This window comes from Streptomyces sp. NPDC003284 (assembly GCF_053589675.1).
This window is the reverse complement of sequence record NZ_JBSFSI010000003.1, coordinates 563,970-587,016: the sequence shown is the minus strand read 5'-3', so window position 1 is coordinate 587,016 and position 23,047 is coordinate 563,970. Positions and strand designations below refer to the sequence as shown.

The 23,047-nt window shown below is 73.0% G+C and carries 19 protein-coding genes; 10 read left to right on the top strand and 9 right to left on the bottom strand.

The window, feature by feature from the left end; all coding sequences use genetic code 11:
* The 4 genes from ACWDYF_RS09610 to ssd all read right to left on the bottom strand — a co-directional run bounded on the left by ACWDYF_RS09610 (position 1) and on the right by ssd (position 4,287).
* Complete coding sequence (locus ACWDYF_RS09610) at positions 1-855, bottom strand: type II secretion system F family protein (RefSeq protein ID WP_389462601.1); 855 nt, start codon at positions 853-855, stop codon at positions 1-3.
* On the bottom strand, positions 852-1,763 hold the full coding sequence (locus ACWDYF_RS09605; protein WP_389462602.1) for a type II secretion system F family protein: 912 nt from the start codon (positions 1,761-1,763) through the stop codon (positions 852-854). Before ACWDYF_RS09605 ends, ACWDYF_RS09610 begins: the two co-directional genes overlap by 4 nt.
* A gap of 17 nt (positions 1,764-1,780) precedes the next feature.
* The gene (locus tag ACWDYF_RS09600; protein WP_389462603.1) at positions 1,781-3,016 is read right to left on the bottom strand and encodes a TadA family conjugal transfer-associated ATPase; all 1,236 of its coding nucleotides are present in this window, start codon (positions 3,014-3,016) and stop codon (positions 1,781-1,783) included.
* Positions 3,017-3,183: 167 nt separating this feature from the next.
* Positions 3,184-4,287 (bottom strand): septum site-determining protein Ssd, encoded by a 1,104-nt coding sequence (gene ssd, locus ACWDYF_RS09595; protein WP_389462604.1) that lies wholly within the window; start codon positions 4,285-4,287, stop codon positions 3,184-3,186.
* Between the two features lie 614 nt (positions 4,288-4,901).
* On the opposite strand from ssd, the gene ACWDYF_RS09590 reads away from it, so the two are divergent.
* Positions 4,902-5,732 (top strand): HAD family hydrolase, encoded by an 831-nt coding sequence (locus ACWDYF_RS09590; RefSeq protein ID WP_389462605.1) that lies wholly within the window; start codon positions 4,902-4,904, stop codon positions 5,730-5,732.
* A 402-nt stretch (positions 5,733-6,134) separates the two neighbouring features.
* On the opposite strand, the gene ACWDYF_RS09585 is transcribed toward ACWDYF_RS09590, so the two are convergent.
* Positions 6,135-6,959, bottom strand: a complete 825-nt coding sequence (locus ACWDYF_RS09585) for a Fic family protein (RefSeq protein ID WP_381740843.1) — start codon at positions 6,957-6,959, stop codon at positions 6,135-6,137.
* Between the two features lie 100 nt (positions 6,960-7,059).
* On the opposite strand from ACWDYF_RS09585, the gene ACWDYF_RS09580 reads away from it, so the two are divergent.
* Entirely contained in the window at positions 7,060-8,040 is a 981-nt protein-coding gene (locus ACWDYF_RS09580) for an ATP-binding protein (RefSeq protein WP_018568931.1), read from the top strand.
* Positions 8,041-8,046: 6 nt separating this feature from the next.
* Here the strand turns inward: ACWDYF_RS09580 and ACWDYF_RS09575 are convergent, their stop codons facing one another.
* Complete coding sequence (locus tag ACWDYF_RS09575) at positions 8,047-9,309, bottom strand: polysaccharide deacetylase family protein (RefSeq protein WP_389462606.1); 1,263 nt, start codon at positions 9,307-9,309, stop codon at positions 8,047-8,049.
* Between the two features lie 258 nt (positions 9,310-9,567).
* Here ACWDYF_RS09575 and ACWDYF_RS09570 point away from each other — a divergent pair, with 258 nt between their 5' ends.
* The 6 genes from ACWDYF_RS09570 to ACWDYF_RS09545 all read left to right on the top strand — a co-directional run bounded on the left by ACWDYF_RS09570 (position 9,568) and on the right by ACWDYF_RS09545 (position 17,775).
* Positions 9,568-12,108 carry a bifunctional SulP family inorganic anion transporter/carbonic anhydrase gene (locus tag ACWDYF_RS09570; protein WP_389462607.1) on the top strand — a complete coding sequence of 847 codons (2,541 nt, stop codon included), beginning with the start codon at positions 9,568-9,570 and terminating at the stop codon, positions 12,106-12,108.
* 216 nt (positions 12,109-12,324) lie between these two features.
* The gene (acs, locus tag ACWDYF_RS09565) at positions 12,325-14,280 is read left to right on the top strand and encodes an acetate--CoA ligase (protein WP_389462608.1); all 1,956 of its coding nucleotides are present in this window, start codon (positions 12,325-12,327) and stop codon (positions 14,278-14,280) included.
* Positions 14,281-14,458: 178 nt separating this feature from the next.
* Entirely contained in the window at positions 14,459-15,907 is a 1,449-nt protein-coding gene (gene nhaA / locus ACWDYF_RS09560) for a Na+/H+ antiporter NhaA (RefSeq protein ID WP_389462609.1), read from the top strand.
* A 68-nt stretch (positions 15,908-15,975) separates the two neighbouring features.
* Positions 15,976-16,473 carry a phage holin family protein gene (locus tag ACWDYF_RS09555; protein ID WP_018568936.1) on the top strand — a complete coding sequence of 166 codons (498 nt, stop codon included), beginning with the start codon at positions 15,976-15,978 and terminating at the stop codon, positions 16,471-16,473.
* A complete protein-coding gene (locus ACWDYF_RS09550; RefSeq protein WP_389462610.1) occupies positions 16,470-17,420 on the top strand; it encodes an alpha/beta fold hydrolase in 951 nt (316 codons plus the stop codon). Before ACWDYF_RS09555 ends, ACWDYF_RS09550 begins: the two co-directional genes overlap by 4 nt.
* 175 nt (positions 17,421-17,595) lie before the next feature.
* Positions 17,596-17,775 (top strand): hypothetical protein, encoded by a 180-nt coding sequence (locus tag ACWDYF_RS09545; RefSeq protein ID WP_078510012.1) that lies wholly within the window; start codon positions 17,596-17,598, stop codon positions 17,773-17,775.
* 54 nt (positions 17,776-17,829) lie between these two features.
* Here ACWDYF_RS09545 and ACWDYF_RS09540 read toward each other — a convergent pair whose 3' ends face one another.
* From ACWDYF_RS09540 to nth, 3 genes are all read right to left on the bottom strand, one after another.
* On the bottom strand, positions 17,830-19,029 hold the full coding sequence (locus tag ACWDYF_RS09540) for a MarP family serine protease (RefSeq protein ID WP_381740856.1): 1,200 nt from the start codon (positions 19,027-19,029) through the stop codon (positions 17,830-17,832).
* Positions 19,030-19,155: 126 nt separating this feature from the next.
* The gene (locus ACWDYF_RS09535; protein WP_389462874.1) at positions 19,156-19,905 is read right to left on the bottom strand and encodes an NUDIX hydrolase; all 750 of its coding nucleotides are present in this window, start codon (positions 19,903-19,905) and stop codon (positions 19,156-19,158) included.
* A gap of 274 nt (positions 19,906-20,179) precedes the next feature.
* Complete coding sequence (gene nth, locus ACWDYF_RS09530) at positions 20,180-21,151, bottom strand: endonuclease III (protein WP_389462611.1); 972 nt, start codon at positions 21,149-21,151, stop codon at positions 20,180-20,182.
* A gap of 334 nt (positions 21,152-21,485) precedes the next feature.
* On the opposite strand from nth, the gene ACWDYF_RS09525 reads away from it, so the two are divergent.
* A complete protein-coding gene (locus ACWDYF_RS09525) occupies positions 21,486-22,160 on the top strand; it encodes a Crp/Fnr family transcriptional regulator (RefSeq protein WP_009189818.1) in 675 nt (224 codons plus the stop codon).
* An 86-nt stretch (positions 22,161-22,246) separates the two neighbouring features.
* Positions 22,247-23,005 carry a nucleotidyltransferase domain-containing protein gene (locus ACWDYF_RS09520; RefSeq protein ID WP_389462612.1) on the top strand — a complete coding sequence of 253 codons (759 nt, stop codon included), beginning with the start codon at positions 22,247-22,249 and terminating at the stop codon, positions 23,003-23,005.
* Positions 23,006-23,047: the final 42 nt, after the last annotated feature.

Below are 23,047 nucleotides of genomic sequence, written 5' to 3'. Positions count from 1 at the left end.
TCAGCCGCCACCGCCTCTCCACACCCCGCCCGCGAGGCCGATCACCACGGGCAGCACGCCGATGGCGACGAAGGCGGGCAGGAAGCACAGCCCCACCGGCGCGGTGACCAGCACGGCCGCACGCCGGGCGCGGGCGGTGGCCGTGCGTCCGCGGTCGGCGCGCACATCGGCGGCCAGCCGAGCCGCCGGTACGGCGGCGGGGAACCCGGACTCGCCGGCCCGTTCCAGCAGCCGGGCGAGGGGCGCGGCGCCCGGTATCGCGGCGAGTCCGCGCCAGGCGTCGTCGGCGCCGCCGAGCCGCACCTCCGCGGCTCCCCGCGCCAGGGCCTCACCGACCGGGCCTCCCAGGGCCTCGCCCACCGCCTGCGCGGCGATCACCGGACCGGCGCCGGCCGCGATGCAGGCGGCCAGCAGATCGGCGGCGAGCGGAAGCTGCCGGGCGGCCTCGGCCGCGTCGACCTCGGCCTCGGGCCGTGGCCGATTACCGGATCGCTGCTGCCACCACCACAGCCCCGCTCCACAGGCCAGCCCCGTCACGGCCCCCGCCGGGCCGCCGACGAGCATCCAAGCGGCGCCCGCGACAGCCACCGCCGGAACCCTCTGCCGTACGGAGGCCGACCACACCGGGAGACGTCCGGCGGCCCTCGCCCCTGACGAGCCGCCCGCCACCGGCGGTGGATGCACCGCCGAGGAGCCCGCCAGCAGCGAGGCCGTGCGCCGCCGTACCCGCCGGACGCGGCGCACCGCCAGCAGCCGCCACACCGGCAGCCCCAGGGCGGCCGCCACCGCCGCCACCGTCCCCAGCCTGTGGACGACGTCCATGACGTCCGGCACGCCCGAGCCGTCCGCGTTCACGCCGCCTCCGCCCGTCGCACGATTCCCAGGGCCCACCACAGCCCCATGCCTTCCAGCACGCCCCCGACAAGCAGGCAGCCCATTCCGGCGCCGGTGTGCAGCAGCACGTGCAGCGGATCGGCGCCCATGGCCGTACCGAGCAGGAGGCCGAGGGCGGGCAGTGCGGCGAGCATCACCGCCGTCGCACGGGCGCCCGCCAACTGGGCCCGCAGGTCGGCACGCTGGTCGCGCTCCGCGCGCAGTGCCGCTTCGAGCCGGTCGAGCCCCGCCGCCAGGCCCGCCCCCTGGTCGACGGCGACCCGCCAGCACGCGGCGAGGCCCCGCAGTCCCTCGGCGCCCGGTCGCCGGGCCGCGACGGAGAGCGCGCCGGGCACGTCCCCGCCGAATCGCGCCGCCGCCAGCACGGCCGCCTGGGAGTCCCCGAAGCCGCCCGCGTCCCGGACGGCGCACAGCAGGGCCTGGCCCGGCTGCCGCCCGGCCCGCACCTCCCCGGCGAGCGCCCCGCACAGGGCGATCACCGCGTCCGCGCGCCGTTCCCGGGTCCGGCGGGCGGCCTGTGCCAGCCGGGCCCTGCGCAGCACGGGCAGTCCGGCCGCCCCCGCGACGACCGGCAGCACGGAGCCGCCCAGCACGGCCAGCAGCAGTCCGGCGGCCGGTGCCCACCACTCGGCCCGCAGCCGTGCGCGCAGCCCGGCCAGTCCGTGGCGCAGCCGGGTCTCCAGCGCGGGCGGCGAAGGCACCGCTCCGCCACCGGCGAGCAGCAGACGGGCCCGCCGCGCCCCGGAGTGCCATCCGCCCAGCAGCCGGACGGCGGCCAGCGCGCACACCAGGGCCGCCGCGACGTACGCCGATTGCGGGAGGGCCGGCGGCACCAGCAGGCCGGTGGCCGCCTCGTTCAGCAGGCGCATCACTTGCTCCAGGACGCTCACCGCTCCCGCCCCCCGCTCACCGGACCGGCCGCGTCCCTCGCGCCGCCCGGGTCCGCGAGGTCCACCGGGCGGAGCAGCGCCCGCAGCCGCTCCCAGCCCGGTTCCTCCACGAAGGCGTCCGCGCCCCAGCGCAGCGCCGGGACCGTGCGCACCAGCCCGGACGCGTCCCGCTCCAGCACCCGCACCTCGGCGATGCGCCGCCGCCCGGAGCGGTCGCGCACCAGGTGGACCACCACCGACAGCGCAGCGGCCACCTGGCTGTGCAGGGCGGCCCGGTCCAGTCCCGCGGTGGTGCCCAGGGCCTCCAGGCGGGCGGGGACGTCCGCCGCCGCGTTGGCGTGCACCGTCCCGCACCCGCCTTCGTGGCCCGTGTTCAGCGCGGCCAGCAGATGCACCACCTCGGCGCCGCGCACCTCACCGACCACCAGCCGGTCCGGCCGCATGCGCAGGGCCTGGCGGACCAGGTCCTCCAGGGTGACCAGGCCCGCTCCCTCCTGGTTGGCGGGTCGTGTCTCCAGGCGGACGACGTGCGGATGGTCGGGGCGCAGCTCCGCGGAGTCCTCGGCGAGCACGATGCGCTCGCCCGGCCCGACCAGGCCCAGCAACGCGCTGAGCAGTGTGGTCTTGCCGCTGCCGGTGCCGCCGCTGACGAGGAAGGACAGCCGGGCCTCGACGAGCGCCCGCAGCACCTGGTCCCCGCCCGGCGGGACCGTGCCCGCGGCGACCAGCTCGCCGAGGGTGAAGGCCCGGGGCCGGACGACGCGCAGGGACAGGCAGGTGCAGCCGACGGCGACCGGGGGCAGCACCGCGTGCAGCCGGGTGCCATCGGGCAGGCGGGCGTCGGCCCAGGGCCGGGCGTCGTCCAGGCGCCGCCCCGCCACGGCCGCCAGCCGCTGGGCCAGACGGCGTACGGCCGCGGCGTCGGAGAAGGCGACGGCGGCCCGCTCCAGTCCGCCTCCGCGGTCCACCCAGACCTCGTCGGGCGCCGACACCAGGACGTCGGTCACCGACGGGTCGGCGAGCAGCGGCTCCAGCGGACCGCTGCCGATCAGTTCGGAGCGCAGCCGCTCGGCCGCGCCGAGCACCTCCTCGTCACCGAGCACACGGCCCTGTTCACGCAGGGCCTGGGCCACGCGCGCGGGTGTCGGTTCGGCCCCGCTCTCGGCGAGCCACTGGCGTACGCCGTCCAGGAGCCGGGCGGGCGTGCCCGGCGATTCCGCTGCCCGAGGCACGCGCGGACCACTGGCCGCCGTGTACCGCCCGACCGCGTCCCACCTGTTCCTGGCCCGACCGCCTCCGTCCCGACCGTCTCCACTCCGGCCGTCTCCATCGCGGCCGTCCCCCTGCCGTCCGGTCGCGCCGGGCCCGGACGGAAGCCGCCACTGCCCGGCCGGGGCCCTCACGCGGCGCCCGCCTCGGTCAGGGCCCGCTCCCAGAAGCCGGTGCAGAACCGGGCCAGCGGGCCGCGCGCGGTCGCGCCGGGCGGCGTCCTGCCCTCGCCGGGGCGTCGCAGCCCGGACTCGACCGGCACCTCCCCCGCCAGCGGCAGTCCGAGCAGCCGGGCCACCTCGCAGTCGTCGAGCCCGGGTGCGTACGGGCCGCGTACCGCGACGCGCAGATCGCGCAGGACCATGCCGGCCACCGAGGCGACCCGGGCGGCGGCCGCCACGGCGCGCAGCTCGGCGGGGACCACGAGCAGTCCGACGTCGATCTGGGCCAGCGCCTCGGCGGCGCCCTCGTCGACCCGGCGGGGCAGGTCGACCACGACGGCCCCGCCGCCGCGCCGCGCCGCGGCCAGCACCGCGCGGACGGCCGGCGGCGGGACGGCGACGCAGTCTCCGCGGTCCCAGCTGAGCACGCGCAGCGAGTGCAGCCGGGGCAGTGACTCCTCCAGGGCACCGCCGCCGACCCGTCCGCGCGAGGTCGCGAAGGCGGGCCAGCGCAGCCCCTCGGCGGCCTCCCCGCCCAGCAGCACGTCGAGCCCGCCGCCCAGCGGATCGGCGTCCACGAGCAGGGTGCGCAGGCCCTCCCGCGCGGCGGTCACGGCGAGCGCGCAGGCGAGGGTGGAGGCACCCGCGCCGCCGCGGCCGCCGATGACGCCGACGGTGAGCGCGGGACGGCCGACGCCCTCGGCGACATCGGCGATCCGGTCGACCAGCCATTGCTCGCCGTCGGGCAGCACCAGCACATGGTCGGCGCCGATCTCGACGGCGCGCCGCCAGATGCCGGAGTCGTCCTGGTCCCGGCCGACGAGCACGACGCCCCGTCTGCGCGGGGTGGCGCGCACCCGCGGTGCGGCGTCGTCACCGACCAGCACCAGTGGCGCGGCCTCCCAGCCGCCCCGGTGCTCGGGCACGCCGTGGTGCACCTCGGGGGTGGCTCCGGCCGCCGCGCACAGGCGCAGCAGGTCGTCGAGGAGGTCGGCGTCCTCGGTGATGATCAGTGGGCCGCTCCGGGGCCCTCCGGTGCCGGACGGCGGATCGTGGGTGACGGTGACGGCCATGGGCCGCTCCCCCTTCGCTGCGTCGTGCGCGCGGCTCGTCGCCCCGCGTGATTCCGGACAGATGAAGAACCGGCGAGCGGTCCGCATATGAGCGGCCGCCGGAAACCGGCGTGGACGGCCGACAGAAACCGGCCAAACGCGCCCGACAAACGGAACCGGCCATGAACTCCGCCGCGAGCGGTGCGCGCAGGAATCACGGTGCAGCGATCCGGAAATTGATGTGGATCTTGGTCGAAATCTGTGGACAACTCAGTGCCTGTGAAAATGGCGGTCACCCAAACCGGTGACCCCCGCACCGACTCCCGTACGACTTCCGCAGCGCAGCCCAATAACTACGCACAGTCACGGATCATGAGGAGTGTCGAGGCGGCCGCGCGAGGGCCCGCCGGGGCCACAAGGCCGCACCGGACGGGCAGGGAGCCGGAGAAAACCCCTCCGGACATGCGACGACCCCCGCCGGGGGGGAGAGCGGGGGTCGTCTCCACGGCCGACTCGGGGGGGGAGGAGTCGGACCGGGTTAGCACGGTCGCGAACGATCCGTGACTTCCATGGTGTACCCGAGAGCCCTCTCAGGCAAACCCACACGCCAAGCTTACGCCGAATGGGCTGCCCCTATGCTCGACCTTGTGGAAAACCACTCCTTGCCCCGCACAGCGGCGTTCTTTGATCTGGACAAGACGGTCATTGCGAAGTCGAGCACGCTCACCTTCAGCAAGTCGTTCTACCAAGGCGGACTGATCAACCGCAGGGCTGTGCTGCGTACCGCATACGCCCAGTTCGTCTTCCTCGCCGGAGGCGCCGACCACGACCAGATGGAGCGCATGCGCGAGTACCTGTCCGCGCTCTGCCGCGGCTGGAACGTACGACAGGTCAAGGAGATCGTCGCCGAGACGCTGCACGATCTGATCGACCCGATCATCTACGACGAGGCCGCCTCCCTCATCGAGGAGCACCACAGGGCCGGACGGGACGTCGTCATCGTCTCCACCTCGGGCGCCGAGGTGGTCGAGCCGATCGGCGAACTGCTCGGCGCCGACCGGGTGGTGGCCACCAGGATGGTGGTGGGCGACGACGGTTGCTTCACCGGCGAGGTGGAGTACTACGCGTACGGGCCGACGAAGGCGGAGGCGGTCCGCGAACTGGCCGTGTCCGAGGGGTACGACCTCTCCCGGTGCTACGCCTACAGCGACTCGGTCACCGATGTGCCGATGCTGGAGGCGGTCGGCAATCCGCACGCCGTCAACCCCGACCGGGCCCTGCGCCGCGAGGCCGTCGCGCGCGAGTGGCCGGTCCTCGACTTCCACCGCCCGGTGCGGCTCAAGCGGCGGCTGCGCACGCTCTCCGTACCCCCGCGCCCGGCCCTGGTCGCGATGGCGGCCGTGGGAGCGGCGGCGGCCACGGCGGGGCTCGTCTGGTACGCGAGCCGACGGCGCGCCCTGGCCTGAGCGGCTGCCGGGGCGGCGGAGCACGGCCGGACGGCGTCCCTTTGTGACCCGTTTGGGACGGAAAGTAAAGAAGTGTGGGCAGGGGTTCCGCTTGTCACCCGGGTGCAGTACAAAGGACTCAACGGCCCGCGAGACCTGAGGACATCCGAAAGGATCACCTTTTCAACGCATTCGGCCCCACGGACCGAGCATGAACACCGGGCACCCACGCGACGTCGACCCGTCGATTACGGGCCAGCCGCACCAGGTGACGGGCAAAGTCCCCGGCCTGATGGGCGACATATCGAGGACGCTTGGTAACGCGGTGCTCATGCCAGCGGCGGTACGACATGTCGTACCGCCGCGACCCTTGTCCCGCCGTTGTCCGGCCCTTGTCCCACCCCTTGCCGGACCGCCCTCCGGCTACGCCGCTCCGCGCTGGAGCGCCTCGCACACCGCCGTGGACTCCCGCGCGCCCAGTTCGACCGCCCCGGCGCAGTGGGCGATCCAGGCCGCCATGCCCTCCGGGGTCCCCGAGACATAACCGTCGAGGGCGGCCCGGTAGGCCGCGCGGCCCAGTTCGGCATGGCCCACCTCGGCCGGGCAGACCGACTTCGGGTCCAGGCCGCTGCCGACCAGGACGATACGTTCCGCGGTGCGGGCGATCAGGCCGTTGTGGGAGACGAAGGGGCGCAGCGCCAGGATCTCGCCGTGCACCACGGCCGCCGTCACCAGCGCCGGTGCGGAACTGCCCGCGACGACCAGTTCGGACAGCCCCTCCAGCCGGCCGGAGACCTCCGACGCGCCGGGCAGCGCCAGCTCGATCAGCGGCTCGTCGACGCCCTCGCCCTCCTGGCGCGGCCGGCCGACGGTGTCCTCCGTGCCCGCGGCGGCCACCAGGTGCAGCCGGGCCAGCACCCTGAGCGGCGACTGCCGCCAGACGGACAGCAGTTGTCCGGCCTCGGCCGTCAGCCGCAGCGCGGCCCCCAGGACGCGCGCCTCGTCGTCACCGCTGAAGTCGGTGCGCCGACGCACCTCCTCCAGGGCCCAGTCCGCTCCCGACAGCGCCCCGGAGCCCCGCGCGCCGCGCAGCGCCGCCTCGGAGGTGACGGCGTTGCTCCGGCGCCGCATGATCCGGTGCCCGTAGACCCGGTCCACGGCCTTGCGCACGGATTCCACGGACTCGGCCACCCCGGGCAGGGACCCCAGGGTCGCGAGCGGATCAGCGGTCGCGCCTGTCGTACTCATGCGTCCGACCCTACGCACCCGGTCCTCCCCTGCCTCGAAGGAGTGGTCTTCTTCACGCAAGCTGCCACGTACAGCTATCGCGGCACTACGCTTGGTGAACATGAAAATTGCTTTCGTCGGGAAGGGCGGCAGCGGCAAGACCACGCTGTCGTCCCTCTTCATCCGCCATCTCGCGGCGACCGGCGCGCCCGTCGTCGCGGTCGACGCCGACATCAACCAGCATCTGGGAGCGGCACTGGGCCTGGAGGAGGCCCGCGCGGCGGAACTGCCCGCGATGGGCGACCGGCTGCCGCTGATCAAGGACTATCTGCGCGGCAGCAACCCCCGCATCGCCTCCGCCGAGACGATGATCAAGACCACGCCACCCGGCGAGGGCTCGCGGCTGCTGCGCGTCGCCGAGAACAACCCGCTCTACGACGCCTGCGCGCGGCCGGTGGAACTCGACGGCGGCGCCGTTCGTCTCATGGTCACCGGCCCCTTCACCGACGCCGACCTGGGGGTCGCCTGCTACCACTCCAAGACGGGCGCGGTGGAGCTGTATCTGAACCACCTGGTGGACGGCCGCGACGAGTACGTCGTGGTGGACATGACGGCCGGTTCGGACTCGTTCGCGTCCGGCATGTTCACCCGCTTCGACATCACGTTCCTGGTCGCCGAGCCGACCCGCAAGGGCGTCTCCGTCTACCGGCAGTACAAGGAGTACGCCCGGGACTTCGGCGTCGTCCTGAGGGTCGTCGGCAACAAGGTGCAGGGGCCGGACGACCTCGACTTCCTGCGCTCTGAGGTCGGCGACGACCTGCTCGTCACCGTCGGGCAGTCCGACTGGGTGCGCGCCATGGAGAAGGGCCGGCCGCCCCGCTTCGAGCTGGTGGAGGACGCCAACCGCCGCGCCCTGCGCACCCTCCAGGTGGCCGCCGACGCCACGTACGAGCTGCGTGACTGGGAGCGCTACACCCAGCAGATGGCGCACTTCCACCTGAAGAACGCCACCTCCTGGGGCAACGAGCGCACCGGGGCCGATCTCGCGGCCCAGATCGACCCCGGTTTCGTGCTCGGCGAGGGCGTCACCGCCTCCGCCTGACGGGCGCTACGGCTTGGGCGCCCCGGGTACTCCCTTGGGCGCCGGAGCCGGACGGGCCGACAGGAAGGACGCCCAGCCCTGCTTGGGCGCCTCGCCCACCTCCAGGCCGCGCAGCCTGGCCAGGGTCTGCGGGTCCTGCGCGTCCAGCCAGTCGGCCAGTTGGTGGAAGGAGACGCAGCGCACGTCGGGCTTGTTGCACACCTCCTTCACGACGTCCTCGACGGCGCGCATGTAGGTGCCGCCGTTCCACGACTCGAAGTGGTTGCCGATGACCAGCGGCGCCCGGTTCCCGTCGTAGGCCCGGTTGAAGCCCTGGAGCAGGCCGTCGCGCATCTGGTTGCCCCAGTAGTCGAACTTGTCGGGGTCGCCCTGGGTCTGCGTGCCCGACTGGTTGACCATGAAGTTGTAGTCCATGGTCAGTTGCTCGAAGGTGTGGCCGGGGAAGGGCACCAGCTGCATCGACAGATCCCACAGCCCGTCCTTCTTCTTGGGCCACAGCTGGTTGTTGACGCCGCTGCTGTCGTAGCGGAAGCCCAGCTGGCTCGCCGCCTTCATGAAGTTCTTCTGGCCCTCCAGGCAGGGGGTGCGAGCGCCGATCAGCTCCTTGTCGTAGTCGAAGGGCAGCGCGGGCACGTTCTTCAGCCCGCTGTTGGACTTCCAGGTCTTCACGAACTGCTTGGCCTGGCCGATCTCGCTCTTCCACTCGTCGACCGACCACTGGCCGGCCCCGCCGTCGGGGCCGCAGAAGTGGCCGTTGAAGTGGGTGCCGATCTCATCGCCCTCCAGCCACGCCAGGCGTGCCTGCTCGGCCGTGTCCGCGATGCCCTGGGTGTCGTTGAAGCCGATCTCCGAACTGCCCTGCGCGTGCTGCGGCGGCCGGTACAGATCACGCTTCTCCTCCGGCAGCATGTACACACCGCTGAGGAAGAACGTCATGTTGGCGTGGTTGTCCTTGGCCACCTTGCGGAAGTGGGAGAACAGCTTCTGGCTGTCCTCGCCCGCGCCGTCCCAGGAGAAGACGACGAACTGGGGAGGCTTCTCACCGGCCTTCAGCCGTTGCGGCTTGGGCAGGTGCGGCTGGGCTCCGGTGTACGAGGTCGACCCGTCGCCGATGAGACGGACGGCGCTCCCGGGCGCCTGCGCGGCTTTGGGTGCGCCGTGCGCGCCCTCGCGCCGGGGTACGTCGCTGCCACTCGCACAACCGGCGAGCGCCGAGGCACAGGCCACGGCGGCGACGACGCTCGCGGCGATCCTCTGGTTGGCGGCCATGTTCCGCCCACCTTCTTCCTTCTCTCGTCCTACGCCGAGACGGCGTGTGCTGGTGCTGTGCCGGCCGTGCCGACAGCGCCGTCAAGGTCGCACGAAGGCGAGAAGGAATTAGTACGACAAGCCGATAAAAAGCCCACTTCACCCTTCAAGGTGATTCACTGCCCCATTTGCACAGAAAAGCTGTGCTGGAACTTTACGTTGCATTACTTTTGCTTTACCAAGCGTTGCATTCGCCTTCTCCCAGAGGAGAGCCGAGCCATGCCTGCCCGCACCCCCTCCCCCACCGGCACCGCGCGCACCCGCCGCGCACACCCGCCCCACAGCCCGCCACCGCGCCGACGCCTCCGACGCCTTCCCCGCGTCGCGGGCGCCGACCTGTCGGCCGCCGTCGCGGTCTTCCTGATCGCCCTGCCGCTCTCCCTCGGCATCGCCCTCGCCACCGGCGCCCCGCTCCAGGCCGGCCTCGTGGCCGCCGCCGTGGGCGGGCTGGTCGCCGGCCGCCTCGGCGGCTCCCCCTTGCAGGTCAGCGGCCCGGCCGCCGGGCTCACCGTCGTCACCGCCGACCTGATCCACCGCTACGGATGGCGCACCACCTGCGCCATCACCGTCCTCGCCGGTCTCCTCCAGCTCGCCCTGGGCTGCCTCCGGGTGGCCCGCGCCGCGCTCGCCGTCAGCCCCGCCGTCGTGCACGGCATGCTCGCCGGCATCGGCCTCACCATCGCCGTGGCCCAACTGCACATCGTCCTCGGCGGCAGCCCGCAGAGTTCCGTGCCCGACAACCTGCGCGCGCTGCCCTCCCAACTGGCAGGCGCCGATCCCGCCGCGCTCGCCGTCGGCGCGCTCACCCTGGCCCTGCTGCTGTCCTGGCCCCGGCTCCCCGGCCGGGCGGGACGCCTGCTGCGCCCGGTGCCCGCCGCGCTGGTCGCCGTCACCGGGGCCACCGCCGTCGCCTCCCTGTGCGGACTGATACTGCCCAGGGTCGATCTGCCCTCCTGGCGCAGCCACGCCCTGGCCGGGCTGCCCGACGGGCCGGTCCTCGGCCTGGTGGCGGCCGTGCTCAGCACCACTCTGGTGTGCAGCGTGCAATCGCTGCTCGGCGCCGTCGCCGTGGACAGACTGGCCGCAGGCCGACCGGGGCCGCCCGTTCCCGCCGCCCGCTCCGACCTCGACCGGGAGCTGCTCGGCCAGGGCGCGGCGAACGTCGTCTCGGGCGCGCTCGGCGGGCTGCCCGTCGCCGGGGTCGCCGTCCGCAGCTCGGCGAACGTACGCGCGGGCGCCGTCAGCCGGGACGCCACGATGCTGCACGGCGCGCTCGTCGTGGCCGCCGCGCTGCTGCTCGTCCCGGTCCTGGAGTTCATCCCGCTGGCCGCGCTCGCCGCCCTGGTGATGGCCGTCGGCGTCCAGATGGTCTCCCTGCACCACATCCGTACGGTGACCCGCCACCGCGAAGTGCCCGTGTACGCCGTGACCGCCCTCGGGGTGGTGGCCCTCGGCGTCCTCCAGGGCGTGGCCCTCGGTGTCGCCACCGCCGTCGCCGTCGCCCTGCACCGCCTGGCCCGCACCCGCATCACGCACGACGAGAGGAAGGGAGTGCATCACGTACGCGTCCGGGGCCAGCTGACGTTCCTCGCGGTGCCGCGGCTCAGCCGGGTCCTGCACCGGGTGCCCCGGGGCGCGGTCTCCGTCGTCGAGCTGGACGGCTCCTTCATGGACCACGCGGCCTACGAGTCGCTCCAGGACTGGCAGCGCGCCCACACCGCGCAGGGCGGTTCCGTCCGGCTCACCGGACGCCGCAGAGCGGTCCGGGTCGGTGAGCCGACCGGTCCGGACGGCGCCGTGTGCCGCTGCCGGCCCTGGACGCCCTGGCGCAACCACCAGTGCCCCGCCCCCGGCATCCGCTCCGAGGTGCGTCCCACGCCGGGCGCTCCATCGCGCGCGGCCGGGTCCCCCGGCCCCAGCGGTGAGCAACTGGCCCGTGGCATCGGCGTGTTCCAGCGCACCACAGCGCCGCATGTGCGCGACGAACTGGCACGGCTGGCCAGAGAAGGGCAGCAGCCGTCCCACCTCTTCCTCACCTGCGCCGACTCCCGCCTGGTCACCTCGATGATCACCGCCAGCGGCCCCGGTGACCTGTTCGTCGTGCGCAACGTGGGCAACCTCGTCCCGCTCCCCGGCCAGGAGCGCGGCGACGACTCGGTGGCCGCCGGGATCGAGTACGCGGTGGACGTGCTCGGGGTGCGCTCCCTCACGGTGTGCGGCCACTCCGGGTGCGGGGCGATGCAGGCCCTCCTCGGCTCACGGCCCGGCACCGGGGACGACGGGACGTCCCTCGGGCGCTGGCTGCGGCACGGGGCACCGAGCCTGGAGCGGCTGCGCGCCACGGACGGCACCGTCCCGCTGCTGGCCGGCCGGATGCCCGCCGACGAGACCGAGCGGCTGAGCCTGGCCAATGTCGTCCAGCAACTGGAGCACCTGCGCGCCCACGACCCGGTGGCAAGGGCCCTGCGCGCGGGCACGCTGGAGCTGCACGGGATGTACTTCCAGGTGGCCGAGGCCCAGGCGTACCTGCTCACGGACCCTGCCGGAGACAGAGACGGCGGCGCGGTCTTCGTCCCCGTGGCGGCGGAGGAGGCGGCACAGACGGCAGACCCAGCAGAGGCACCACAGACGGCAGAGGCGGCAGAGGCGGCGGCGCAGGCAGCACCGGCGGCCGGGACGGCGGGACCACCGGGCGCCCCGGCGGGACCGGACGCCCCGCGGCCGACGGAGTCGGTGAAAGACCTGCCCAGCGCGGTGTGATCCGGGCGCCCGGCGACACGCATGCCCCCGGGCATGGTCTCCCCGGCCCCCGGGGGCCATGCTGAAGCCGGGCGACACCCGTCACCCGCCGCAGGAGCTGTGCGAACACTCCACAACAGGTCTAAACCAATTACCGGTCGGCCCTTGTCATCCGGCCCCCGGGTCTGATGAGCTGTGGCCTGGGACACAACGGACACCCTGGGAAAGGGAGATGTCGTGAGCAACGAAAGCCTGGCCAACCTCTTGAAGGAGGAGCGACGCTTCGCGCCGCCCGCTGACCTGGCCGCGAACGCCAACGTCACGGCCGAGGCGTACGAACAGGCCAAGGCTGACAGGCTCGGCTTCTGGGCCGAGCAGGCCCGCCGGCTGACCTGGGCCAAGGAGCCGACCGAGACCCTCGACTGGTCGAACCCGCCGTTCGCCAAGTGGTTCAAGGACGGCACACTGAACGTCGCGTACAACTGCGTGGACCGGCATGTCGAGGCCGGCAACGGCGACCGGGTCGCGATCCACTTCGAGGGCGAGCCCGGCGACAGCCGTGCCATCACCTACGCCGAGCTCAAGGACGAGGTGTCCAGGGCGGCCAACGCCCTGCTGGAACTCGGCGTCCAGAAGGGCGACCGGGTCGCGATCTACATGCCGATGATCCCGGAGACGGCCGTCGCGATGCTGGCCTGCGCCCGCATCGGCGCGGCGCACTCCGTCGTCTTCGGCGGCTTCTCCTCGGACGCGCTGGCCACCCGCATCCAGGACGCCGACGCCAAGGTCGTCATCACGGCCGACGGCGGCTACCGGCGCGGCAAGCCGTCCGCGCTCAAGCCGGCCGTCGACGAGGCCGTCGGCCGCGCCACGGGCGTACGCAATGTGCTCGTGGTCCGCCGCACCGGCCAGGACGTCGCCTGGGACGACAGCCGGGACCTGTGGTGGGACGACGTGGTCGGGCGCCAGTCGGCCGAGCACACCCCGGAGGCGTTCGAGGCCGAGCACCCGCTGTTCATCCTCTACACCTCGGGCACCACCGGGAAGCCCAAGGGCATCCTGCACACCTCCGGCGGCTACCTCACGCAGGTCGCCTACACGCACTGGGCCGTCTTCGACCTGAAGCCGGAGACCGACGTGTACTGGTGCACCGCCGACGTCGGCTGGGTCACCGGCCACTCCTACATCGTGTACGGCCCGCTGGCCAACGGCGGGACGCAGGTCATGTACGAGGGCACGCCGGACACCCCGCACCAGGGCCGCTTCTGGGAGATCGTGCAGAAGTACGGGGTCACGATCCTGTACACGGCGCCGACGGCGATCCGCACGTTCATGAAGTGGGGCGACGACATCCCCGCGAAGTTCGACCTGTCCTCCCTGCGGGTGCTCGGCTCGGTCGGTGAGCCGATCAACCCGGAGGCGTGGATCTGGTACCGCAAGAACATCGGCGCGGACCGCACCCCGGTCGTCGACACCTGGTGGCAGACGGAGACCGGCGGCATCATGATCTCCCCGCTGCCGGGCGTGACCGACGCCAAGCCCGGCTCCGCCCAGCGCGCGCTGCCCGGCATCAGCGCGACCGTCGTCGACGACGAGGCGAACGAGGTGCCCGACGGCGGCGGTGGCTACCTGGTGCTCACCGAGCCGTGGCCGTCGATGCTGCGCACCATCTGGGGCGACGACCAGCGGTTCATCGACACCTACTGGTCGCGCTTCGAGGGCCGCTACTTCGCCGGTGACGGTGCCAAGAAGGACGACGACGGCGACATCTGGCTGCTCGGCCGGGTCGACGACGTGATGCTGGTCTCCGGCCACAACATCTCCACCACCGAGGTGGAGTCCGCGCTGGTCTCGCACCCCTCGGTCGCCGAGGCGGCCGTGGTCGGCGCGAAGGACGAGACCACCGGGCAGGCGATCGTGGCCTTCGTGATCCTGCGCGGTTCGGCCGCCGAGAGCGACGACCTGGTCACCGAGCTGCGCAACCACGTCGGCAGCACGCTCGGGCCGATCGCCAAGCCCAAGCGGATCCTGCCGGTGGCGGAGCTGCCGAAGACCCGGTCCGGCAAGATCATGCGCCGTCTGCTGCGGGACGTGGCGGAGAACCGGCAGCTCGGAGACGTCACGACGCTGACGGACTCCACGGTCATGGACTTCATCCAGGCGAAGCTGCCGGCGGCGCCCAGCGAGGACTGACCCCGGCCCGCGGGGGCACGGCCCTCGCAGGCCAGCATCCGGGGGCACCCGGCGTCAGCTGACGCCGGGTGCCCCCGGATGCGTAGACTGGTCGGAGCTACAACGCAACAAGATCCTCAGGTGCGCCGGGAAGTCTGGTCGGCATGTGCTCAGCGCTGCCCACCGACCGGAGGTTCCCGTGGTCACCGACCGCCCCCGCACCCCTCGCGCCCCCCGCAAGACCTTCGGGCGCCTGTCCCTGCCGGAGCGGAACTTCGTCGCGGACGCGCTGCGCACCGAGACGGTCGGCGGTGTCCTGCTGCTGCTCGCCGCGATCGCCGCGCTGGTGTGGGCGAACATCCCGGCACTGCATGCGAGCTACGAGCGCGTCAGCCACTTCCATCTCGGCCCCGCCGCCCTCGGCCTCGACCTGTCCGTCGCGCACTGGGCCGCCGACGGGCTCCTCGCGGTCTTCTTCTTCGTCGCCGGCATCGAACTCAAGCGGGAACTGGTCGCCGGTGACCTGAAGGACCCCAGAGCTGCGGTGCTGCCGGTGGTCGCGGCGCTGTGCGGCATGGCGGCCCCCGCCGCCGTCTACGCCCTCACCAACCTCGCCGGTGGCGGCTCGTTCGGCGGCTGGGCGGTGCCGACCGCCACCGACATCGCCTTCGCGCTGGCCGTGCTCGCGGTCATCGGCACCTCGCTGCCCAGCGCCCTGCGCGCCTTCCTGCTCACCCTCGCGGTCGTCGACGACCTCTTCGCCATCCTGATCATCGCGGTCTTCTTCACCGACAACCTGAACTTCGCCGCCCTCGGCGGAGCCTTCGCGGGCCTGGCCGTCTTCTGGCTGCTGCTGCGCAAGGGCATGCGCGGCTGGTACGTGTACGTACCGCTCGCCCTGGTCATCTGGGCGCTGATGTACAACAGCGGCGTGCACGCCACCATCGCGGGCGTCGCGATGGGCCTGATGCTGCGCTGCTCGACCCGGGAGGGCGAGGAGCACTCGCCGGGCGAGCGCATCGAGCATCTCGTCCGGCCGCTGTCGGCGGGCCTGGCCGTGCCGCTGTTCGCACTGTTCAGCGCGGGCGTGTCCGTCTCCGGCGGGGCACTGGCCGATGTGTTCACCCGGCCCGAGACGCTCGGTGTCGTGCTCGGTCTGGTCGTCGGCAAGACCGTCGGCATCTTCGGCGGCACCTGGCTCACCACCCGGTTCACCCGGGCCTCGCTCAGCGACGACCTGGCCTGGGCCGATGTCTTCGCGCTCGCCACGCTGGCCGGGATCGGCTTCACCGTCTCCCTGCTCATCGGCGAGCTGGCCTTCGACGGCGACGCCACGCTGACCGACGAGGTCAAGGCCGCGGTCCTCACCGGCTCGGTGATCGCCGCGCTGATCGCGACGGTGCTGCTCAAGATCCGCAACGCCAAGTACCGCCGGATGTGCGCGGACGAGGAGCGCGACGACGACCTCGACGGCATCCCCGACGTGTACGAGGAGGGCGACCCCGCGTACCACCTCCGGATGGCGGCCATCCTCGAACGCAAGGCCGCCGAACACCGCGCCGTCGCCGCCCGCCAGGAGGCCGAACGGGCAGCACGGAGTGCGGAAGTGCAGGGCGGGGCAGGCGAGCAGAACGACAGTCCGGCATGATCTGACGGGACGGTACAAAAACCCGGCCGTTCCTGGAACGCAGGGTCAGGCAGAAGAGGGAGACCGCGATGAGCGCACCCGACGGCAGCCCGGTCGGCGCCGAACGCAGCATCGGCCAGCTGGTCGCCGCGGCGACGGCGGAGATGTCCGCGCTGGTGCACGACGAGATCGCGTTGGCGAAGGCGCAGCTGAAGAAGGACGTCACACGCGGCGGGATCGCCGGCGCGCTGACCACGGCAGCCGGGGCCATGCTGCTGTTCTCGCTGCCGATGCTCAACTTCGCGCTCGCGTACGGCATCCGCACCTGGAGCGGCGGCTGGAACCTCGGCTGGTGCTTCCTGCTCTCCTTCGCGGCCAACGTCCTGATCGCGCTTCTCCTGCTGCTGGTCGGCCTCGTCTTCTTCAAGAAGGCCAAGAAGGGCAAGGGCCCCCAGAAGGTCGCCGCCTCCATGAAGCAGACCGCCGGAGTGCTCCAGAACGCCAAGCCGCACCCGCGTCCGCAGCTCCCCGCGCTGGAGGACCGGGCACCGCAGGCCATCGAGGCTGTGGCACGCTCGTCCTCATGACGGACCCCGCCACTCCTTCGGCGCAACCGACCTCGGTCGTACGGGCCGACGTGCCCGGCGCCCGGAAGGTGACGCACCGGGACGTCGCCGCCAACGGCGCGCGTTTCCACATCGCCGAGACGGGCGACGGACCGCTGGTGCTGCTGCTGCACGGGTTCCCGCAGTTCTGGTGGACCTGGCGGCACCAGCTCACCGCGCTCGCCGACGCGGGCTTCAGGGCCGTGGCGATGGACCTGCGCGGCGTCGGCGGCAGCGACCGCACCCCGCGCGGCTACGACCCCGCCAACCTCGCCCTCGACGTCACCGGCGTGATCCGCTCCCTGGGCGAGCCGGACGCGGCCCTGGTCGGCCACGACCTGGGCGGCTATCTGGCGTGGACGGCGGCGGCGATGCGCCCCAAGCTGGTCCGGCGGCTCGCGGTCTCCTCGATGCCGCACCCCCGCCGCTGGCGCTCGTCGATGCTCTCCGACGCCCGGCAGACCGCGGCGAGTTCCTACATCTGGGGCTTCCAGCGCCCGTGGGTCCCCGAGCGGCAGCTCACCGCCGACGACGGCGCGCTGGTGGCCCGGCTGATCCGGGACTGGTCGGGCCCGCGGCTGCCGGACGACGAGGTACTGGAGACGTACCGCAGGGCGATGTGCATCCCCTCCACGGCGCACTGCTCCGTGGAGCCGTACCGCTGGCTGGTGCGCTCCCTGGCCCGGCCGGACGGCATCCAGTTCTACCGCCGGATGAAGCGCCCGGTGCTCGTGCCGACCCTGCATCTGCACGGTTCCCTCGACCCGGTGCAGCGCACCCGCAGCGCGGCCGGTTCCGGGGAGTACGTCGAGGCGCCCTACCGCTGGCGCCTGTTCGACGGTCTCGGGCACTTCCCGCACGAGGAGGACCCGGTGGCCTTCTCGACCGAACTGGTCAACTGGCTGAAGGATCCAGAACCGGACCGGTGAGGTCCTCGGGGACCGGACCGGCGACGGCCCCGCGAGGGCGGTCCGTGACGGCGCCGTCGCGCCCGGTATCCGGACGTGGACGCCTGTCCGTCGAACGGCCAATTGCCCCGCGCATAGGCCAAATCGAGGGCGCCCGGGAGGTTATCGACCTTCGGACGGGGGCAGACGTCGGGGTATGGGCTGGACGCACGACTACAGTGACGTAGCACGCACCCGCCGTTCGGCGAGCGGTCCGGGCTCCCTTCACCGGGAAGCCCCGCAACTGACGGGCACGGACCCCCGGGTCGGCATTCCGCGCATCCTGCGCCGCCGGGCCCGCTGGGTCTCGGTACGCCTGCGGCATCCCCGCGGCTGATCCCGCACCGGCCGGACCGCCTCCCCTGCGGGGCGTGGTCCGGCCGTCCTCACCTCACATCGCGCAGCGGTCGGTGTCCACCTGCTGCACTGCGGTGCGCCCCTTGGCGATGTCCTGCTCGATCTCACCGGCCGTGAGCGCGTAGCCGGTCTCGGCGTCGTCGAGGGACTTCGCGAACACCACGCCGTAGACCTCGCCGTCCGTGGTGAGCAGCGGGCCACCGGAGTTGCCCTGGCGGACCGTCGCGTACAGCGAGTAGACGTCGCGGCGGACGGTGCCGCGGTGGTAGATGTCCGGGCCGTTGGCCGTGATGCGCCCGCGCACGCGCGCGGAGCGCACGTCGTACGCGCCGTTCTCCGGGAAGCCGGCGACGATCGCGCTGTCCTTGCTGTGCGCGACCGAGTCGGAGAAGCGCAGCACGGGCGCCTTCAGGTCCGGCACGTCGAGCACGGCGATGTCGCGGTGCCAGTCGTAGAGCACGACCTTGGCGTCGTACTTCCGGCCCTCGCCGCCTATCTGGACGGTGGGTTCGTCGACGCCGCCGACGACATGCGCGTTGGTCATGACGCGGCGGGGGCCGAAGACGAACCCGCTGCCCTCCAGCACCTTGCCGCAACTGCTCGCGGTACCGACGACCTTGACCACCGACCGCTTGGCGCTGCGGGCGACCGCGCTGCCGCGCAGCGCCGGGTCCGGAGGCTGTACGTCGGTGATGGGCTCGTCGGTGAACGGGCTGAAGACCTGCGGGAAGCCGTTCTGCGCGAGGACCGAGGTGAAGTCCGCGAACCAGGTGTCCGCCTGCTGGGGCATCACCCGGGAGACGCCGAGCAGCACCTGCGAGGTGCGGACCTCCTTGCCGAGCGTCGGTATCGTCGTGCCGCCCAGGGCCGAGCCGATCAGCCAGGCGACCAGCAGCATCGCGAGGACGTTGACCATGGCGCCGCCGGTCGCGTCCAGCGCGCGGGCCGGGGACCAGGTGATGTGCACACGCAGCTTGTTGCCGAGGTGGGTGGTGAGGGCCTGGCCGACCGAGGCGCAGATGATCACGACGATCACCGCGACCACGGCCGCGGTCGTACTGACCGGTGTGTGATCGGTCAGGGCGTCCCAGATCACCGGAAGCGCGTACACGGCGACCAGTCCGCCGCCCAGGAAGCCGATCACCGACAGGATGCCGACGACGAATCCCTGGCGGTATCCGACGACCGCGAACCACACGGCGGCGACCAGCAGCAGGATGTCCAGCACGTTCACCGCGTCGAGCCTCGCCTCATCGTCTTCCGGTCACCACAGGTCGGCCGGGGCCCGGCCCGCCGCCGCGCGGCGAGGGAACACATCGTTCCGGAAGGCTCCGGCCCGAACGGCACGGGGCCCACCCTGTCATGACCGCCAGTCGAGCGGGACCTGCTTCTCGCGGTCCCAGGGCGTCTCCCAGCCCGCGTAGTGCAGCAGCCGGTCGATGATTCCGGCCGTGAAGCCCCACACGAGGGCCGATTCGACCAGGAATGCCGGGCCTCGGTGACCGCTGGGGTGCACGGCCGTGGCGCGGTTGCCGGGGTTGGTGAGATCCGCCACGGGGACCGTGAAGACCCGGGCGGTCTCCGCCGGATCGACGACGGCCACCGGGCTGGGCGCGCGCCACCAGCCGAGCACAGGCGTCACGACGAACCCGCTGACCGGGATGTAGAGCCGGGGCAGCACACCGAACAACTGGACGCCGTCCGGGTCGAGTCCGGTCTCCTCCTCGGCCTCGCGCAGCGCGGCCCGCAGCGGGCCGTCGCCCTGCGGGTCACCGTCCTCGGGATCGAGCGCCCCGCCCGGGAAGGACGGCTGCCCGGCGTGCGAACGCAGCGAACTCGCCCGCTCCATGAGCAGCAGCTCGGGCCCGCGGGCGCCCTCGCCGAACAGGACGAGGACGGCGGACTGGCGTCCCGCGCCGTCCTCCGGCGGCAGGAAGCGGCTCAGCTGGACGGGCTGGACCGTCCCGACGACCCGCACCACGGGGTCCAGCCACTCGGGCAGCCCCTCCGTGCTCAGCGCCACCCGGCCGCCCGGCACCCGGCCGGCCGGGTCCTCCTCGCCGGTCCGGTCCGTCCGAATCCCGTGCGCCGTCTCGCCCGCCCGCGTCATCGCCACCCCCGTCCCCGGTCCGTCCGGGTCCTTGCGTCCGTGCCTGAGCCTGTACGTGTACTTGTACGTGTCCGTGCGCCCGTGTCCGCGCGGCTCGCATTCGCGCGGTCCGCGCCCGTGGGATCCGCGCCCGAGCCGCCGGTCCGGCCGGTCCTCTTTCCCGTCCTCGTCCCGGTGGCCGTCGCCGCCGTCCTGCCCGGTCCAACGCGCGGGGGCCCCGAGATCGTTCCGCGCCGGGCGCGGCGGCCCGTGCGGCCGGGCCGGTCGGCTGCCGTCATCCGGCCGCCAGCGGCGGCGCCGGTTTGCCGCCCGCGTCCAGGTAGGACTGCGGCGGCTTGAGGCGCTGGCCGGGGAAGCCGCCCTTCTCGTACTTCAGCAGCTTTTTCGCCTTCTCCGGGTCGGTCTCGCCCTCCCCGTACGCCGGACAGAGCGGAGCGATCGGGCAGGCCCCGCAGGCGGGCTTGCGGGCGTGGCAGATACGGCGGCCGTGGAAGATCACATGATGCGAGAGCATCGTCCACTCGCTCTTGGGGAAGAGCGCGCCGACGGCCGCCTCGATCTTGTCCGGCTCGGTCTCCTCGGTCCACTGCCAGCGCCGCACCAGTCGCTGGAAGTGGGTGTCCACGGTGATGCCCGGCCGCCCGAAGGCGTTGCCGAGGACGACGAAGGCGGTCTTGCGGCCGACACCGGGCAGCTTCACCAGGTCCTCCAGACGGCCCGGGACCTCGCCGCCGAACTCCTCCGCCAGGGCCTTGGAAAGACCCATGACCGACCTGGTCTTCGCACGGAAGAAGCCGGTGGGCCTGAGGATGCCCTCGACCTCCTCCGGATCGGCGGCGGCCAGGTCCTCGGGGGTCGGGTACTTCGCGAACAGCGCCGGTGTCGTCTGATTGACCCGCAGGTCGGTGGTCTGCGCCGACAGGACGGTGGCGACCAGGAGCTGGAAGGGGTTCTCGAAGTCCAGCTCGGGGTGGGCGTACGGATACACCTCGGCCAGCTCGCGGTCGATGCGGCGGGCCCGGCGGACCAGGGCGGTGCGCGACTCGTTCTTCCGCGGCTTCGCGGCGACCGTCCGCACGGACGACGCCTTCCGCACGGCGGCGGTGGCCTTCTCCGGGGCGACCGCCACCTTCTTCGGAGGCACGGCCTTCTTCGCGGTGGCCGCCTTCTTCGCGGGCTTCTCCGGCTTCTCCGGCTTCCCGGGTTTCTCGGGCTTCTCGGAGGTCTTCTTGGCCGCTCTTGTCACAGGGGTCCTCTTTGCCGGTTTCGTCGCTTTGCTGCCGCCGTCGGGCGCCTGTTCGCCCACAGCGGAATCCTGTCGTGCAGCCACCCGCCCAGCCCCCTCGGCCTGTGCTCTCACCGGCGATTCGGACACCCGGCCAGCCTAAGGCCCGGCACCGACATCCGCCCCGGACCCCGAAGACCGGCGCCCGATTGGACCCCTGCCGCGTACCCCGGGACACCTGTACGGCATCCTTGTGACAGATCACACTGTTTGGACCGTCCGGCAAAATGGGGAACACGGTCCCCTGGCGACGGGGGAGCAAGATCCCCTGAGCAGGTCGACAAGGAGAGAACTCGTGGACGACGTTCTGCGGCGCAATCCGCTCTTCGCGGCGCTCGACGACGAGCAGGCCGCGGAGCTTCGCGCCTCCATGACGGAGGTGACGCTCGCACGTGGCGACTCGCTGTTCCACGAGGGCGACCCGGGCGACCGCCTCTATGTGGTCACCGAGGGCAAGGTCAAGCTGCACCGCACGTCCCCGGACGGCCGCGAGAACATGCTGGCCGTCGTGGGCCCCGGTGAGCTGATCGGCGAGCTGTCGCTCTTCGACCCGGGCCCGCGCACCGCGACGGCGACCGCGCTGACCGAGGTCAAGCTGCTCGCCCTGGGCCACGGCGACCTCCAGCCCTGGCTGAACGTACGGCCGGAGGTGGCCGGCGCCCTGCTGCGCGCCGTCGCCCGCCGGCTGCGCAAGACCAACGACCAGATGTCCGACCTGGTCTTCTCCGATGTGCCGGGCCGGGTCGCCCGCGCCCTGCTGGACCTCTCCCGCCGCTTCGGGGTGCAGTCCGAGGAGGGCATCCACGTCGTGCACGACCTGACGCAGGAGGAGCTGGCCCAGCTGGTCGGCGCGTCCCGCGAGACGGTCAACAAGGCCCTGGCCGACTTCGCCCAGCGCGGCTGGCTCCGCCTGGAGGCGCGCGCGGTGATCCTGCTCGACGTGGAACGGCTGGCCAAGAGGTCCCGCTGACCCCGCGCGGCACCGACGCCCTTCCGGGCGGCCGACCAGGGCTCACCGCCGACGGGCACATCGCGCGCGAGGGGTCCCTCGCGCGCGTGCAGCACGCCTTCCGGCCCGTCGTCGCGGCGGTCCGCGACCGGCTGCCGTACATCTACGCAGAGCGGCTGCACAGCGCCTGTCTCTACGGTTCCGTGCCCCGGGGCACCGCACGCGTCGGCCGCAGCGATCTGGACCTGCTGGTCGCCCTGCGGGACGAGCCGACGGACGCCGACCGCCGGGCGGCCCGGGTGTTCGGCACCGCCCTCGATCAGGAGTTCGCCCAGATCGACGGGGCCGGTCTCCTGCTGTACGGCCGGGACCGGCTGCTGAGCGAGGCCGAGCGGTACGACATGGGCTGGTTCACGGCCTGTCTGTGCACCCCGCTGCTCGGCGAGGACCTCGCAGCCCGCCTGCCCCGCTACCGCCCCGGCGACCCGCTGCTCGCCCGGGAGACCAACGGCGACCTGGCGCGGCTCCTCCCCCGGTGGCGCGAGCGCATCGCCGAGGCCGAGGGCGCCGACGGCACGGAGGAGGCCCTCAGGCCCCTGGTGCGCTTCATGTCCCGCCATCTCGTCCGGACGGGGTTCACGCTGGTCATGGGCCGCTGGCAGGGCTGGACCAGCGACCTCCACGAGATGGCCGCCGCCTTCGGCGCGTACTACCCGGAGCGGGCCGCTCAGCTCGCCACCGCGGCCGTGCACGGGTACGACCCGGTCGGCGACCGCGCCCTGCTGCGCTCCTACGCCGACGATCTGGGCCCCTGGCTGGCCGCGGAGTACGCGCGCGTGCACGGCGTCAAGGCGCCCCGACCGTGACCGGCGGCGGCGAGCGGCGGCAGTTTCGAACGGCGCGACGGC

Bases quoted from the DNA above. Each gene is read 5' to 3' on its own strand.
- ACWDYF_RS09605 (WP_389462602.1), bottom strand. From the start codon at position 1,763: ATGCGCCTGCTGAACGAGGCGGCCACCGGCCTGCTGGTGCCGCCGGCC.
- ssd (WP_389462604.1), bottom strand. From the start codon at position 4,287: ATGGCCGTCACCGTCACCCACGATCCGCCGTCCGGCACCGGAGGGCCC.
- ACWDYF_RS09590 (WP_389462605.1), top strand. From the start codon at position 4,902: ATGCTCGACCTTGTGGAAAACCACTCCTTGCCCCGCACAGCGGCGTTC.
- ACWDYF_RS09585 (WP_381740843.1), bottom strand. From the start codon at position 6,959: ATGAGTACGACAGGCGCGACCGCTGATCCGCTCGCGACCCTGGGGTCC.
- ACWDYF_RS09580 (WP_018568931.1), top strand. From the start codon at position 7,060: ATGAAAATTGCTTTCGTCGGGAAGGGCGGCAGCGGCAAGACCACGCTG.
- ACWDYF_RS09575 (WP_389462606.1), bottom strand. From the start codon at position 9,309: ATGGCCGCCAACCAGAGGATCGCCGCGAGCGTCGTCGCCGCCGTGGCC.
- ACWDYF_RS09570 (WP_389462607.1), top strand. From the start codon at position 9,568: ATGCCTGCCCGCACCCCCTCCCCCACCGGCACCGCGCGCACCCGCCGC.
- ACWDYF_RS09555 (WP_018568936.1), top strand. From the start codon at position 15,976: ATGAGCGCACCCGACGGCAGCCCGGTCGGCGCCGAACGCAGCATCGGC.
- ACWDYF_RS09550 (WP_389462610.1), top strand. From the start codon at position 16,470: ATGACGGACCCCGCCACTCCTTCGGCGCAACCGACCTCGGTCGTACGG.
- ACWDYF_RS09545 (WP_078510012.1), top strand. From the start codon at position 17,596: ATGGGCTGGACGCACGACTACAGTGACGTAGCACGCACCCGCCGTTCG.
- ACWDYF_RS09535 (WP_389462874.1), bottom strand. From the start codon at position 19,905: ATGACGCGGGCGGGCGAGACGGCGCACGGGATTCGGACGGACCGGACC.